Consider the following 15,812-nt stretch of genomic DNA (forward strand, 5'->3'; position numbering starts at 1 on the left):
CTGTTCCTAGAATTACTTTTCTATAAGCTAAATAATTAAAAATTAAGAAACAATTAAGAAACATAAGCTTACTTATTTTTTTGTATGTTGTATAATATTGCTAGGAGCATTGTACGGAGTATTCAAATAATAAAAAATATAAAAATCGCTTAAAGCCAATAATTCTTATAAGATTTTGTATTTTGAGTGAGGTAAAGGAATGGATTAATAATATGAGAAAAAGAATAGTATTATTTTTAATAATTTTAATATTTTTATCATTGATATTTATTGTATTACCAAAGATTGGGTTTTATACATTCGTATTTGATCAAGGAGAGTATGAACATTCCGATGAATCTTCTACTGAAAGAATTTCTGATTTAAATGAGCTGAGTCCCAAAACTAGGGAATTGGCCCTTGAATTTTTAGAAAAATGCGAAGAAAATGGACTTAATGTGCGGATTACAGAAACCTATAGAACGCAAGCTCGACAAGATATACTATATGAACAGGGCAGAACTACACCTGGTTTAGTGGTTACATGGACGAAAAACAGTAAACACACTAAAAGGCATGCATTTGATATTTGCGAAGACGATACGGATGATCCTTATGGGGATTTAGAGTTTTTTAGGAAATGTGCAGAAATAGGTAAAGAAGTGGGGTTTACTCCAGGTTATTATTTTGATGAAGTGCAAGATATGCCTCATTATGAATTAAATAGATGGTGGATACAGTAATCACTTGTTCCTTATTTGTGTGATAAAAAGATAAGGGAATTAATATTACTGAAATTGATACATTAAGCAGAAGGTTCAAGAAATGAATAATACAAAGGAGGAAATAATATAATGGCCGAAATTAAATTTAAACTTGTTGAAACGATAGGGACAATATCTGAAAGCAATAAAGGTTGGGTAAAAGAGCTTAATCTGATTAGCTGGAATGAACGAGCACCTAAATACGATTTAAGAGATTGGGCACCAGATCATGTGAAGATGGGGAAGGGGATTACACTTTCTAAGGATGAATTGATTGTATTGAGAGATATCTTAAATCAGATGGAAATATAAAACCGCAAAGCCATTTGTATAATGGCTTTGCGATTTTATAATGTACTAGGAAACACCTACTTTTGACCCTAGCTCCTGCTCAGTCATCCTGAGCGCAAGCGAAGGATCTAGACCCAAAAGGGATACCCAAATGCTAGTGACTAAAGACGAGCGACTAATGCGCCACAGACGCTTTCTTGTATATGTGTTAATGGTAATGAAAAGCTTAATTATATATAAGTTTAAAGGGTTCGTATAAATGGAGGGGTTACTTATGAAGATTTTACTTGTAGAAGTAAATATAAGTGAGGGACGAGATGGAGCTAAGATAGAACAAATAAAAGAATCGTTAATGGTAGGTAATGATATAGAAATTATAGATTTAAATTCTGATAAGGACCACAATAGATCTGTATTCACTTATAAGGGAGAATGTGAAGCTGTTTTAGATGCTACAAAAAGATTATCGAAAAAAGCTATTGAACTTATCGATATGACGAAGCATAGAGGAAGTCACCCAAGAATGGGAGCAGTGGATGTAGTACCTTTTATACCTATATTAAATATGACTGGTGAGGAAGCTGTAGAAATTTCTAAAGAATATGGTAGGTATATGGGCAGCTTAGGCGTACCAGTATATTATTATGAGGATTCAGCCATTAGGGATGATCGAAAGTCCTTAGTTAAAATTAGGAAAGGTCAATATGAAGCACTAGCTGACAAAATGAAGGACGAAAGCTGGAAACCAGATGAAGGTCCATTTGAATTTAATCCTAAGAGTGGAGCCACTGTTGTAGGATCAAGATTTGCCCTATTAGCATTTAATATCAACTTAGATACTGAAGACTTAGAAATAGGAAATAAAATCGCTACTGCTATAAGAGGATCTTCTGGTGGATACCAGCATGTCCGCGCTATTGCATTAGAAATACCAGACAGAAAGATGATTCAAGTATCTATGAATTTAACGAATTATGAAAAGACGCCTATACATAGAGTATATGAAACAATAAAGTTTGAAGCGAGCAGATATAATGTAAATATTTCAGACACAGAGTTAGTAGGGCCAGTTCCAGTATATGCGTTAAGAGAATTACTTGATTTTTATATTAGATTAAAAGATTTTTCTACAGATCAGATTTACTTCTGACTGCGATATATCCGTTATATGAGAGTAAAGAGTAATAGTGTATTAGATATTATATTCTAAATTTCGCTATATCGTTAAGCTTTACAAATCAAATTAAAATGTTTATAATATTGTTATAACAAATACATATGTATGAATCAGGTGCCTTAATAGGAGAATAGGGAATCGAGTGAAAATCTCGAGCGGACCCACCACTGTAAATGAGGAGCAATGTATATTATCCACTGGTAACGGGAAGGAATATATTGCCGTGAGTCATAGCCAGGAGACCTGCCTGTATCATAGAATTCGTAAGCGACGGTAAAGTTTATGATCAATTTTATATTGGTCATAAACTTTTCTTTTTTTCGCGAACTAATGAGCCAAGCGAAGGTGAAGCTTTCGCAGGATTCTTTTTATCATACGCACCAAATAGTTTACTAATTTGACGCGTATGATAAAAAGAATCCGTAAATAAAAGCTTTAGCTTTCATTTAGCGAATGGCGCGACCGAGGAATCGGCCTAGCCGATTTCGAGGTGTAGAAAAATCAACTCATATGTCCACGTAAATGAAAGTTTTTATTTTAATATAATAATTTATTAATTTAAGGAGGAAGTTATGAACTCATTAATTCAAAACACTCAAGTCACTAAAACTAGGAAATTAGTTTACACAGCTTTATTAATTGCATTAGCATTTATAGGAGCACAAATTAAAATTTTGGGCTCCATCGCATTAGATGCATTGCCAGCCTTTTTTGCTGCTTTACTATTAGGTCCAGTAGCAGGTGCAGCAGTTGGGGCAATAGGTCACCTGCTCACAGCTATGACAAGTGGTTTTCCTATGTCTATCCCTATTCATTTAGTCGTAATGTGCACCATGGCTTTTATATGCTGGTTATATGGTTATCTCAACAATCGCATAAATTTAATTGTAAATAGTACTATTGCAATTATCCTAAATGGAGTAGGTGCAACTTATTTATCTGTATTAATCATGCAGTTATTAGGAATGATTCCAACTGTAAAAGAGTTTTTTTTCATGTTGGTAGGTCCCTTATTACTGGCTTCAACAGTTAACGTCCTTGCAGCTGCTGTTTTATACAGTTTGCTAAAGAAGAGAATTTAACTAAAACTAAATTGGCGAACAGGTGAGTATATTGAAGGTAAATAAATTTAGAGACTTAACATTAATGCACATAAATGAAGAAACAATGATGGTATTAGCATGTGATTCTTGTGGTGGAATAGGTATGAAAAAGCATGATGCGCTAGAAACACCACAAGAAGTAGTTGGGTACCTTACAGCAGGTGTGGCTTTAAGTGAATTATTAGCTTTTCGAGCTAAGCCAATAACCATAGTGAATAATTTTTGTGTAGAGATGAATCCTACTGGGGAAAAAATTATCGGTGGAATAAAGAAGGCAATTACTGATTGTGGATTAGATCAAGAAATGCTCCTTACAGGGAGTACAGAAGAAAATATGCCTACTGTACAAACATCTATAGGTATAACGGCTATAGGCATGATTGATCTTAAAAACTGGACGAAGCCAAGGACCTATAAGGGAGATGACCTTATTGTGGTTGGAAAGCCTAAGGTAGGGTCAGAAGTGCTAAAGTCTAAGGAAATACCCAATATCAAAATAATAAGCCTAATTAAAGATATACTAGGGATCAACGAAATACTTCCTGTCGGTTCAAAGGGCATTGATTATGAGATAGGGGAGCTTTGCAAAAGTAACGATTTGGATTTTAAATATACACAGACAGTAGAAGTAGATATAAAAAAATCTGCTGGACCAGTCACTTGTTTTATCATATCAGGACAGAAAGAAACCATATTAGAACAACTAACAAAATACAATGTATCTTATTCATATTTAGGGTGTTTTATTGAGAAATGCTAAGATATGAATGAATAAAAAACACCTAATATACTAGTATTTCTTTGGCAATAGTCAATAATCTACAATTATTGTAATCAAACAAAAATTCAGACTATAATTTGGTGCAAGGACTTATATTAATGTTCTACATGAGCCTTATCCTTCTTGAATATCAAGGAGGGTAAGGCTGGTTAAAGTGATACATTAACTCAAAAGCTACTATAGGTATCTATTATTTTCTAACATTTATCTCAAATTGTATCTTTAGCATAATCTTAGATGCTCATGCTAGCTAAATAGAAGTAATTATACATACACTTAAAAATCTTAATAGAGAGTGAATAACATTTGTTTATACATAACTACAAAAGGGATTTATATTATGGTAAAGTAGACTTATAATGCAATTATTATTAAAAATTTATCAAGTGGAGGATTTAATGGGTAAAGGCAATCATAGCAAATCAAAGTATAAGAATAAAGGCTGGTTAGATACACTAAAAAGCATTGTAATTTGTGGAGTATTTGGCGGCGTATTAGGTTTTTTTATAGGCGATTTTTTTAATCCATGGTTAAAAAGCGACAATATATTCATTGGACTTTTGAAGTTTTATGGCCTAATCATATTGTTTGTTATTGGATATATAATACATATTATCATTCATGAGGCAGGGCACTTGATTTTTGGATTGTTAACAGATTATACTTTTGTTTCTTTTCGAATAGGATCTATCACTATAGTAAAAGAAGATGGAAAGCTAAAAACAAAGAAATTTAATATACCTGGTACGGCTGGACAATGCCTTATGATGCCACCCAAAATAAAGGATGGGGAATTTCCGTTTGTTCTCTACAATTTAGGTGGAGTCATCATAAATTTACTCGTGTCCGCATTATGTATATCTACGATAGTTCTTATTAAAGAAATGGCATTTGTTTTAGAAGTTATATTATTATTGGCTGCATTCGCTGGAATACTAGCAGCAGTGACCAATGGTATTCCAATGAAAATTGGAGGAGTTCCCAATGATGGACATAATATTTACTCTATGCTAAAGGATGAAGATGCAAGGAGAGGGTTTTATGTTCAATTAGAGGTAAATGGACTACAGAGCTTAGGGATTAGGATGAAAGAACTACCTTTAAGTAAATTTGTGCTAAATAATAATGCAGATGTAAGCCAGCCTCTTAATACGGCTATGAGATTAATGGAATACAGCTATCATTTAGATCACCTAGATATAGAATCTGCAAAAACATGTCTTCTTTCTCTTACAGAACATATGGACCGCATTGCACTTCTATTTGTCAATGAAATAAACTGTGAAAGATTGTTTTTAGAATTAGTTACAGATTGTGATAAATCTACGATAGATCGTCTCTATAATAAAAAGTTAAAGAAATACATAAAAGCATCAAGGTTTCAGATGAGTAAGAAGAGACTAATGATGGCATATGAGATTTATTATACTAAGGACATAAATAAGGCATTGCAATTTTATAAAGAAGGCAAGAATTTAGCTTCGAATTCTCCGGTAAAAGGAGATGCGGATATGGAACTTATGCTCTTAGACTGGTTAAAGGTAAAATTATTATAATCCTAATTTTGTATTTCATCCTAATTTATGTGACTATTGTATACAATAATTATTCAGGAATTAGAATGATTTCAAGAATTCCCTATTTAGAAACAGGATGAACCTCATCAAAATATGTATTGAGATCAGAAAATTTACGTACTAATTAACCATAATACATTAGCTATATCGTAAAAAACGATCCAAGTGAATGCTGCTCAAGTATACAAAGAAAACAAGAATCATACAGTTGTAGTATATGCAACTAAAGAACTGTAAAAAGTGGAGTATAATAATTTAATATATTCCACTTAAGTTAAAACGAACAAAAAGATATTGATATTATATAGAGTGGATAGTGTAGTCCACCCTATATTAAAGTTATTTCTCTAGAGTAATTAACCAAACAGCTTGCTAATTATTTCAATTGCGCTTACAATTTTAGCTTCCCTTTTTGGATGGGTCCAATTTACGATTGCTGTTCCAGCTATAATTGCTCCCTTGGATTTACAAGCCTGTTTTATCTGATTGATTGCCCGTTTGCCGCCCATCTGGGGAAATGGTAAGAACTGAGTAACCAAACACGCTACCTTTTTATTTTCTAATGAACTTATATGGGTAAGATAAGCTCCTAAAATAGGCGAGATAGAAAAAGCTCTCACAGGTGCTGCTAAAATTACCCCATCATACTGACTCACATCAGGTATTGTCCCTAGGTGAATTTTTGTAGGGTCCACCTCATTAAGGTTTTCTTCGCCTTCTGTTTGGATCCTCTCAATTTTCACATCATGACCTCTCTGGACAAGCTTTTCTTGTATTCCTTCAATGACGGAATAGGTGTTGCCTGATTTTGAATGAACGATAATGCCAATTTTCATTATTGCCTCCTAATTACGTATTTGCACATTGTATTACTACATTATACCTGAATTTGTATCGATAAAATAGTAAATAATTGCTAAATATGTAATTTTATAATTAAAATAAAATAGTAAAGTTTTTTACCCGTGAGACCTGACCCTAGAGCACTAGCAGCTGAAAGCTAATGGCTGGTTGCTAATGATTGTAATCTAAGTCAAAAAACAAAAATCCACTCATCACATTCTGGGGAACTGGTTTATTTAGTTCTACAATCCACACCTCCACTGGTGGCCGATCTTCCCTACATCCTGATAGATATGCAATTTTTAGACTGTCAGGAGACCAGTCCACAAAGGCGGAAGCAGGTATTTGATCAATTTTTGCTATCTTATCTGTAGTAAGCTCCATAATTGAAATAACACCATCTTCATCAATATAAGCAATTCTGTTGTTATTAGGGGACCAAAAGACTCTCGAATTTCTTCCTGCATTATCCACTGCTAAATAAACTTCGTCTCTTGACTGAGGTTTGTATAATACAATATAATCTCTAAATTGGTCTGTTAACAGTAAGGCAATTTGCCCTGAGACACTTGGAAGCCCATAAGGTATTTGTAGATTCATTCCAGGGATGATCTTAGTTGTTAGGCCAGGATTTGCCATTACAATAAAATCAGGTTGTGGTTGCCCATTTGAGGTTACATTGTATTTTGAAGCAATTTTGTACAGACTATCTCCTTGTTTAACCGTATAATAAGGTACGCCTCTAGGGACATTTAAAACCATCGCTGGAGTAATAACATAAGGCTGATCAATAGCATTTGCTGAAATTAAGGTGCGTAAAGGGATTTTATATTTTGTAGAAATAGAATGGAGAGTATCACCTGGTTGAACTACATATGTAGTTACGCCTGGAGGCATAGATAATTGCTGTCCAGGATAAATTAAATAGGGAGCAGATAAATTATTAGCCGCCATAAGGGAGGCTTGGGGAATACTCCAACGTGCTGCGATATTGCTCAAGGTATCTCCTGATTGAACCGTGTAGAAAAATTGCATAGTGTACCTCCTTTTTGAGATTCAATATATTCTATGTTCCAAAAGAGAAACCTTTACAATTTTATATTAAAACACAAAAAAGAAGACTAATAACGTCACTATAAACAAATGTGGCATTTGACGTAACCGCAATAAATCTGCAAAGAATGTATTTTAAGATTATCATTAAAAAAATATGTCGAATTATAAATTAATAATATGATTGACATTGTATTAAAGTGAATATATAATTATATTAAACATATTGATTTACTATGAAATAGAATAAAATTCGATGAAATATTTTAAGTTTTGTATTATATTGGGGGATCGTTATGGATAGGAGTCAAAAAAAATTAATCGACAATTTTACGGATGAGACATTACGAAAAATCTTAGAATTGAAGAAATCTATAAAATACGGATCCATAACCCTTATCATTCAGGATGGTTTTGTAGTGCAAATTGAAGCCAATGAAAAAATACGAATGAAGTAGAAAGTATAATTACATAAAAGCTGACCATAAAAAATGGAGGCTAAGTAAAGAAAGAAAACGGTTTTCTTTCTTTACTTAGCCTTTTTTGTTTAACTAGGGAAATTCAACCTTTGGACTTAGCTCCTGCCCAGTCATCCTATGCGCAAGCGAAGGATCTTAACCCAAAAGGAATACCCTAATGCTAGGAGCTAAAGACTACCGACTAGCGACTAAAGTGTCAAAAGTTTTCTGCTCAGTAAAAGGAGGAGATAAGATGAAGTGATTTTATGACAATGAACAATAAAACAAAAAATAAGAGGGAGAAGTAAATATGAAGATGATTAAACTACATAATTTAATCGAAAGAAAAGTAAGCAATAGGAGGTTCAAAGGATTGAGGAGAGGAATGTTTGTCATCCTTGCATTAATATTGATTATATCCTCTGTAGCTTGCACAAAATCACCTGAAACAAAAGAAGTTCGTACGCCTAAGGGGAAGGAGCCAGTAATGCTACTCAATGTATCTTACGATCCTACAAGGGAGCTTTATCAGGAATACAATAGTGCATTTAGTAAGTACTGGAAAGAGAAAATGGGTCAAGATGTCACAATTCAACAATCTCATGGAGGTTCAGGGAGTCAGGCTAGAACGGTTTTAGATGGAAATGAAGCGGATGTGGTGACATTAGCATTAGCTTATGATATCGATTCAATCAATACCAATAAAGAAATATTAAGTAAAGAGTGGCAAAGTCGCTTACCCAACAATTCTTCACCATATACATCGACCATGGTTTTTCTCGTTCGAAAGGGTAATCCAAAGAACATTAAAGATTGGGATGATTTGATTAAATCAGGGGTAGAAGTCATTACGCCAAACCCTAAGACCTCTGGCGGTGCTAGGTGGAATTATCTTGCAATCTGGGGATATGCTCTCAAAAACAATGGAGATGATCAAGGTAAGGCAAAGGATTTTGTGACAGCCCTTTATAAAAATGTACCAGTCTTGGATTCGGGTGCTCGTGGATCAACGACTACTTTTGTAGAACGGGGTTTGGGAGATGTTCTTCTAGCATGGGAAAACGAAGCTTTTCTTTCGCTCAATGAATTAGGTGAAGATGAATTTGAAATCGTTGTTCCCTCTATGAGTATCCTTGCAGAGCCACCAGTAACTGTTGTAGATTCCGTAGTTGACAAAAAGGGTACTCGGGAAGTTTCTGAGGCATATCTTGAGTACCTTTATAGCAATGAAGGTCAAGAGATCGCAGCGAAAAACTATTACAGACCTACCAATGAACAAATAGCAAAGAAATATGCATCTCAGTTTCCTGAGGTAAATCTCTTTACCATTGATGAAGTATTTGGTGGTTGGACAAAAGCACAAGAGGAACACTTTAGTGACGGAGGAATATTCGATCAAATTTATACAGGCAAGTAATTTAATAGCAGTAACTGAAAAATGGAGTTGAGTTTATGAACTTTACAACAAGAGCTTTTAAAGAAAAAAGAGTTCTACCTGGTTTTGGAATTACCATGGGTCTTACCCTTTTGTATATTACCTTTTTGGTTTTGATTCCAGTGTCTATGGTTTTTATCAATAGTTCCCAAATTGGTTGTGAGAAATTTTGGGAAATCGTTTCTAATGAAAGAGTGGTAGCCTCTTTAAAAATTTCTTTTAGTACATCATTATTGGCAGCTACAGTAAATACTATTTTTGGGCTGATTTTGGCTTGGGTTTTAGAACGATACACATTTCCTGGCAAAAAAATTATGGATGGATTTATTGATTTGCCTTTTGCCTTACCTACTGCTGTAGCAGGTATAGCTCTGACTACACTTTATGCTCAAAATGGTTATATTGGCAAGCTTTTTGCTCCATATGGAATAAAAATATCTTATACTCCTCTAGGAATTACTCTGGCGCTGATCTTCATTAGTTTTCCCTTTGTAGTGAGAACCGTTCAGCCTGTACTACAAAACATGGAAATCGAAGTGGAAGAGGCGGCAACTTCCCTTGGTGCTACAAGACGCCAGATCTTTTTTAAAGTCATCCTTCCTGAACTTTTGCCTGCACTAATCACTGGCTTTGCTCTTGCATTTGCAAGGGCTCTTGGAGAATATGGCTCGGTCGTCTTTATATCTGGCAATATGCCTTTAAGGACAGAAATAACGCCACTATTAATCCGCACGAAATTAGAGCAATATGATTATGCTGGTGGCACCGCTATTGCTGCAATTATGCTTATTCTTTCGTTCGCTATGCTTTTTTTCATCAACCTTTTTCAATGGTGGGCAGGTAACAAACATAGTACTGTAAGGGGTGAGTAAATGACTAGTAAAGATACCTTATATAAAACAACACCAAAACCTGTAAAAAAGGAATGGAAAATAGTTTCCTATATTTTAATCACTATTGCTTTGCTATTTTTCGTAATGATGCTCATAGTCCCACTTATTATAGTATTCATAAAAGCCTTTGAACAGGGAGTGGCTGTATATTACGCTTCAATAAGTGATCCAATAGCCTTAGAATCCATAAAACTCACCCTCACTACCATTGCCATAGTAGTACCCATAAACACAATATTTGGGCTCATCGCAGCTTGGGCAGTAGCAAAGTTTAGATTTAAAGGCAAAGAGCTCTTACTTACCATCATCGATTTGCCCTTTGCCATATCACCTGTTGTTGCAGGGCTAATCTTTGTCTTATTATTTAGTACAACTCATGGCCTTTTTGCCCCGATATTAAATGAACTGGGATTAAAGATTATATTTGCAAAACCTGGTATTATCTTGGCCACCTTATTTGTCACTCTTCCTTTTGTGGCACGAGAGATTATTCCCCTAATGGAGACTCAAGGAACTACAGAAGAAGAAGCAGCACTTACCATAGGAGCAAATGGATTTAAGACTTTTTGGCTCATAACCTTTCCGAATATAAAATGGGCTCTTTTATATGGGATTATGCTTACGGCGGCTAGAGCCGCGGGAGAATTTGGAGCAGTGTCCGTTGTATCAGGGCATATTAGAGGACTTACCAATACAATACCCCTTCACGTGGAAATACTTTACAACGAATATCAGTTTTCAGCTTCTTTTGCAGTAGCAACGTTGTTAACAGGAATTGCCATGATCAATCTAATCGTTAAAAGCATCGTCCATAGAAAACGAAGCACTTCGTTTCGTGAGACAGAGGAAGTTGAAGTCAGTAAATAAAGGAGGCATAGTCATGAGTATTGAAATTGCAAATATCACCAAGTCCTTTAGTTCTTTCAAAGCCCTTAGTCATATTGATTTAAAGATAAATACAGGAGAGCTAGTGGCTCTATTAGGACCATCGGGATCAGGAAAGACCACTCTTCTAAGGATTATTGCTGGTCTAGAAACACCAGATACTGGTAGCATTATCTTTAATGGAGAAGATCATACAGAGAAAAATACCCAAGATAGAAAAGTAGGATTTGTATTTCAGCATTACGCATTATTTAAACATATGACGGTTTTTGAAAACATTGCTTTTGGTTTAAAGGTAAGACCATCGAAGATAAGACCTAACAAAGATGTGATTTCAAAAAAGGTATATGAGCTCCTAGGTCTCGTAAAAATGGAAGGGCTAGCAAATAGGTACCCTTCACAGCTTTCTGGAGGTCAACGCCAAAGAATTGCTTTGGCGAGAGCATTAGCTGTAGAACCAAAGGTCTTGCTCTTGGATGAACCCTTTGGGGCATTAGATGCAAAGGTGAGAAAGGATCTACGAAGGTGGCTGAGAAAACTCCACGATGAGTACCCAATAACAAGTGTCTTTGTTACCCATGATCAAGAAGAAGCTTTAGACGTGGCTGATCGAATTGTCATCTTAAACCAGGGTCAAATCGAACAAATTGGTACTCCGGAGGAGGTATATGACAATCCTATCAATCCCTTTGTTTATAACTTTCTTGGAAATGTGAATCTTTTCCATCGTAGAGTTCATGATGGAAAGGTAGAAGTAACCAGCTATACACGACCCCATGATATTGAAATAAAACTACAATCTGATAGCAGTGAGTTCATCCCAGCGCAGATTCAGTTTATACGAGCAGTAGGTCCTACCGTAAATATTGAATTAAAAAGGCTAGATAATGAGGAATATATTGAAGCAGAAATTGGTAAAGAAACTTATAAAAATCTGGGACTAATGACGAAACAAACCGTTTTCGTTCGCCCCAAAGATTTTAAAGTTTTTATACCTGATGATTATATGATTTGATGAGAGGAGTAGCATATGAATAATTTAAATCTTAAAGAAATAAACCTTATATACGAACAAGAAACACCATCTGAAATCCTTCAATTTGCTTTAGAAAAAATAGATCTTTCAAAAATTGCCTTGGCTTCTAGCCTTTCAATAGAAGATCAAGTACTAACGGATTTACTGCTTAAAGTAAACCCAAAGATGAGAATCTTTTTTATCGATACAGGAAGGCATTTTCAAGAGACTTATGATCTTATGGAAGAGACTATGAGAAAATATGATTTTCATTACGAGGTATATGGACCAGACGGAAAGGATGTAGAAGCTCTTGTATCAGAGATGGGTCCTAACTGCTTCTACAAAAGCGTTGAGTTAAGAAAGAAATGTTGCGAGATTCGAAAAGTTCGTCCTTTAAACAGAGTACTTGGCACATTAGATGCCTGGATTTGCGGATTGAGGAGGGAACAATCTGATAGTCGCAGTTCCATTGACGTCTTTCAGTGGGATGAGAGTCATTCTCTTTACAAGATCAATCCCATTGCAAATTGGAGTGAAGAAGACTTATGGACGTATATAAAGAAGGAGAATGTACCTCACAGTGAATTGTATGAGAGAGGGTTTCGAAGTATAGGCTGTAAACCTTGTACTCGAGCTGTGAATCAAGGGGAAGATGTGCGCAGTGGCAGATGGTGGTGGGAGAGTCCTGAAAAAAAAGAATGTGGGCTCCACTGGGATTTACTGCCTGAAGAAATACAATAGAGAACAGGGGGATTATAGATGGATCATTTAGATAAATTAGAGGCTCAGAGTGTTTACATATTGAGAGAAGCGTATAGAGAGTTTAAAAATATTTGCATGTTGTGGTCTATTGGAAAGGACAGTACCGTATTATTGTGGCTGGCGAGGAAAGCTTTTTTCGGTCATGTCCCAATACCCCTGGTACATATTGACACTCATTATAAAATACCTGAAATGATTGAATACAGGGACGAACTTGCATTGAAATGGAAATTAACTATGATTTATGGGGAAAACAAACAAGCGATCCAAGAGAAAAATACATTTCCTGAAGGTAAAGTGGATCGAATTACCTGCTGTCAGTCTTTAAAGTCGGAAGCTCTCAAAAAAACTCTATCTGGAGAGTGGGATCGCTATATTATGGATTTAAATACGGGTAAATACATACCTGATACTAATTGCGAAAGATATACAGGTGTTATTGTGGGGGTAAGAGCCGATGAAGAGGGGAGCCGTTCCAAAGAGCGGACCTTCTCTCCGAGGGATAAAGAGAATGACTGGGATGTAGGGGATCAACCACCAGAATTCTGGAATCAGTACAAGACGGATTTCGCCCCAGGAACCCATATTAGAATACATCCTCTTCTAGATTGGACGGAACTCAATATTTGGGAGTATATTGATAGGGAAAATATACCCATTACCTCCTTGTATTTTGATCAAGGAGATGGAAAACGCTATCGATCCTTAGGATGTTATCCATGTACTACCCCAGTAGAATCTACTTCAAAAAACATTAGTGAGATTATCCATGAATTAAAAAGCGGAAAATTTGCACATATAGCAGAAAGATCTGGTCGTGCCCAAGATAAGGATGATGGTGGAGGACTTGAAACCCTTAGAAAGGGAGGATATATGTAAATGAATTTAAGAGAACAGATGAATATCGTTATCGTTGGTCATGTGGACCATGGCAAAAGTACGGTTATAGGGAGACTATTTGCCGACACAAATTCTCTGCCAGATGGAAAGTTAGAGTCTATAAAAGAGTACTGCAAAAAGAATTCGAAACCTTTTGAATACGCCTTTCTTTTAGATACATTAAAAGATGAACAATCTCAAGGTATTACTATTGATACGGCTCGGAGTTTTTTAAAAACGAAGAAAAGAGACTATATCATTATCGATGCCCCTGGTCATATTGAATTCTTGAAGAATATGGTGACAGGTGCATCGAGGGCAGAGGCAGCACTATTGGTCATAGACGCCAAAGAAGGAATCAAAGAAAATTCTAAAAGGCATGGACATATTGTATCCATGTTAGGAGTTAATCAGGTAGTTGTCCTAGTAAATAAAATGGATCTAGTAGATTACGACGAGAGAGTATTTCAAAATATACGTAATGAATTTACAGAATTTTTATGGAAGATAAATATTAAACCAGTGATTTTCATACCTATTAGCGCTTTTTGTGGAGACAATGTGGCAGAAAAATCCTACAGAGCCTCATGGTATAATGGTCCAACTGTATTGGAGCAATTGGACGGATTTGCGAATAAGAAAGAAACTCGAGAATTACCTCTTAGAATGCCTGTTCAAGACATTTATAAGTTTACAGCTCAAGGTGACGACAGGCGTATTGTAGCTGGTACGATATTAAGTGGTTCTATAAGAGTAGGAGATGAAGTGGTCTTTCTCCCTTCCCAGAAGCGGAGTGTCATAGACAGTATAGAATCATTTCATACAGTACCAAAGGATATTGCTTATGCAGATGAAGCCATAGGAGTCACACTACAAACTCAAATTTACATAAGGCCAGGAGAACTCATGGTGAAAGCAAATGAAAAACATTCATTAATAAGCTCTCGTTTTAAGGCTAATGTATTTTGGGTAGGCCAGGCTCCCTTGATTAAAAACAAAGTGTATAAGCTAAAAATGGGAACGACAAAAATAGGAGTAAAGCTTATTGAAATAGTAAATATTATCGATGCAGCAGAACTTCATATCGATACATATAAAGGTCAGGTAGAAAGGCATGATGTATCAGAATGTATTTTTGAGACGACAAAACCTATCGCCTTTGATCTTATATCTGAAATAGAGGGAACAGGAAGATTTGTCATTGTTGACAATTATGAGATCTCTGGTGGTGGGATTATTATGAAAAATGTCACTAGTGGGGACAATACTTTAATAGACCATATTCAGGACAGAGAATTCTTATGGGAAAAAAGTTTCATTTCATCAGCTCAAAGAAATGGAGCTTACGGTCATAAGTCGAAATTTATCGTCATAACCTCTGGAAATGAAGGAAACGAGCATGTCATAGAGAAAATAGGGAAGGAATTAGAAGAGGTACTTTTTAGAATGAATTATAAAACCTATTATTTAGGCATCTCTAGTATTTTAAGTGGACTTATGTCTCAAGATTCATTTAATTATGAAGATCGGGAGGAGCATATAAGACAGATTGGTGAATTGGCAAGAATTCTTACGGATTCTGGTCAAATAATGATAACCTCTGTCTTTAATCTCGATGATGATGAAGCAGAGAAGCTAAAACTCTTAAATCAACCTCATGAAATAATCATCGTAAATATTGGAGAATCTCCATTTAGCAGCTTTAAGGCCCATGCTAGTATTTCAAGTGATGTTGCCGTAAATACCGTGTGTGAAATGTTAAGGGAACAAGAGATTATACTGGAGTATTACCTGTAAATGAATAAGGGCGAAAGTTCCCCCTTATTCATTTTATTTAAAATATAATTTTTGTTTAGGATGGTTACCTTTATCCCTAACCCAACAGCTAACCATATATTCATCTTTGGGTCTTTT

The 15,812-nt window shown here is 35.4% G+C and carries 16 protein-coding genes and 1 riboswitch; of the genes, 14 read left to right on the forward strand and 2 right to left on the reverse strand.

The window, feature by feature from the left end; translation table 11 throughout:
- Positions 1 to 212 precede the first annotated feature (212 nt).
- The 6 genes from DES36_RS10685 (at position 213) to DES36_RS10710 (ending at position 5,651) form a co-directional block, all read left to right on the forward strand.
- The gene (locus DES36_RS10685) at positions 213 to 722 is read left to right on the forward strand and encodes a M15 family metallopeptidase (protein WP_113921194.1); all 510 of its coding nucleotides are present in this window, start codon (positions 213 to 215) and stop codon (positions 720 to 722) included.
- A 111-nt stretch (positions 723 to 833) separates the two neighbouring features.
- Positions 834 to 1,055, forward strand: coding sequence for a YdbC family protein (locus DES36_RS10690; RefSeq protein ID WP_113921195.1), 222 nt, complete (start codon positions 834 to 836; stop codon positions 1,053 to 1,055).
- A 253-nt stretch (positions 1,056 to 1,308) separates the two neighbouring features.
- Complete coding sequence (ftcD, locus tag DES36_RS10695; RefSeq protein WP_113921196.1) at positions 1,309 to 2,184, forward strand: glutamate formimidoyltransferase; 876 nt, start codon at positions 1,309 to 1,311, stop codon at positions 2,182 to 2,184.
- A gap of 122 nt (positions 2,185 to 2,306) precedes the next feature.
- A riboswitch (cobalamin riboswitch) is annotated at positions 2,307 to 2,476 on the forward strand.
- 307 nt (positions 2,477 to 2,783) lie between these two features.
- Positions 2,784 to 3,293, forward strand: a complete 510-nt coding sequence (locus tag DES36_RS10700; RefSeq protein WP_113921197.1) for an ECF transporter S component — start codon at positions 2,784 to 2,786, stop codon at positions 3,291 to 3,293.
- A gap of 31 nt (positions 3,294 to 3,324) precedes the next feature.
- On the forward strand, positions 3,325 to 4,074 hold the full coding sequence (locus tag DES36_RS10705; protein WP_113921198.1) for an AIR synthase related protein: 750 nt from the start codon (positions 3,325 to 3,327) through the stop codon (positions 4,072 to 4,074).
- Between the two features lie 380 nt (positions 4,075 to 4,454).
- Positions 4,455 to 5,651, forward strand: coding sequence for a hypothetical protein (locus tag DES36_RS10710; RefSeq protein WP_148581870.1), 1,197 nt, complete (start codon positions 4,455 to 4,457; stop codon positions 5,649 to 5,651).
- Between the two features lie 377 nt (positions 5,652 to 6,028).
- On the opposite strand, the gene DES36_RS10715 is transcribed toward DES36_RS10710, so the two are convergent.
- Together DES36_RS10715 and DES36_RS10720 are read right to left on the reverse strand one after the other, a co-directional pair.
- The gene (locus DES36_RS10715) at positions 6,029 to 6,508 is read right to left on the reverse strand and encodes a flavodoxin family protein (protein ID WP_207657452.1); all 480 of its coding nucleotides are present in this window, start codon (positions 6,506 to 6,508) and stop codon (positions 6,029 to 6,031) included.
- Positions 6,509 to 6,686: 178 nt separating this feature from the next.
- Positions 6,687 to 7,550 carry a LysM peptidoglycan-binding domain-containing protein gene (locus DES36_RS10720; RefSeq protein ID WP_113921201.1) on the reverse strand — a complete coding sequence of 288 codons (864 nt, stop codon included), beginning with the start codon at positions 7,548 to 7,550 and terminating at the stop codon, positions 6,687 to 6,689.
- Positions 7,551 to 7,864: 314 nt separating this feature from the next.
- On the opposite strand from DES36_RS10720, the gene DES36_RS10725 reads away from it, so the two are divergent.
- The 8 genes from DES36_RS10725 to DES36_RS10760 all read left to right on the forward strand — a co-directional run bounded on the left by DES36_RS10725 (position 7,865) and on the right by DES36_RS10760 (position 15,695).
- Positions 7,865 to 8,026, forward strand: coding sequence for a YezD family protein (locus DES36_RS10725; protein ID WP_113921202.1), 162 nt, complete (start codon positions 7,865 to 7,867; stop codon positions 8,024 to 8,026).
- 385 nt (positions 8,027 to 8,411) lie between these two features.
- Positions 8,412 to 9,443, forward strand: a complete 1,032-nt coding sequence (locus DES36_RS10730; RefSeq protein WP_113921220.1) for a sulfate ABC transporter substrate-binding protein — start codon at positions 8,412 to 8,414, stop codon at positions 9,441 to 9,443.
- Positions 9,444 to 9,478: 35 nt separating this feature from the next.
- On the forward strand, positions 9,479 to 10,333 hold the full coding sequence (gene cysT, locus DES36_RS10735; RefSeq protein WP_113921203.1) for a sulfate ABC transporter permease subunit CysT: 855 nt from the start codon (positions 9,479 to 9,481) through the stop codon (positions 10,331 to 10,333).
- On the forward strand, positions 10,334 to 11,221 hold the full coding sequence (cysW, locus tag DES36_RS10740; RefSeq protein ID WP_113921204.1) for a sulfate ABC transporter permease subunit CysW: 888 nt from the start codon (positions 10,334 to 10,336) through the stop codon (positions 11,219 to 11,221).
- A 13-nt stretch (positions 11,222 to 11,234) separates the two neighbouring features.
- On the forward strand, positions 11,235 to 12,254 hold the full coding sequence (locus DES36_RS10745; RefSeq protein WP_113921205.1) for a sulfate/molybdate ABC transporter ATP-binding protein: 1,020 nt from the start codon (positions 11,235 to 11,237) through the stop codon (positions 12,252 to 12,254).
- 15 nt (positions 12,255 to 12,269) lie between these two features.
- The gene (locus DES36_RS10750) at positions 12,270 to 12,998 is read left to right on the forward strand and encodes a phosphoadenylyl-sulfate reductase (protein WP_113921206.1); all 729 of its coding nucleotides are present in this window, start codon (positions 12,270 to 12,272) and stop codon (positions 12,996 to 12,998) included.
- Positions 12,999 to 13,016: 18 nt separating this feature from the next.
- Complete coding sequence (cysD, locus tag DES36_RS10755) at positions 13,017 to 13,898, forward strand: sulfate adenylyltransferase subunit CysD (RefSeq protein WP_113921207.1); 882 nt, start codon at positions 13,017 to 13,019, stop codon at positions 13,896 to 13,898.
- Positions 13,899 to 15,695, forward strand: a complete 1,797-nt coding sequence (locus DES36_RS10760; RefSeq protein WP_113921208.1) for a GTP-binding protein — start codon at positions 13,899 to 13,901, stop codon at positions 15,693 to 15,695.
- Positions 15,696 to 15,812: the final 117 nt, after the last annotated feature.

It is taken from the genome of Alkalibaculum bacchi (assembly GCF_003317055.1).
Classification (GTDB): domain Bacteria; phylum Bacillota; class Clostridia; order Eubacteriales; family Alkalibacteraceae; genus Alkalibaculum; species Alkalibaculum bacchi.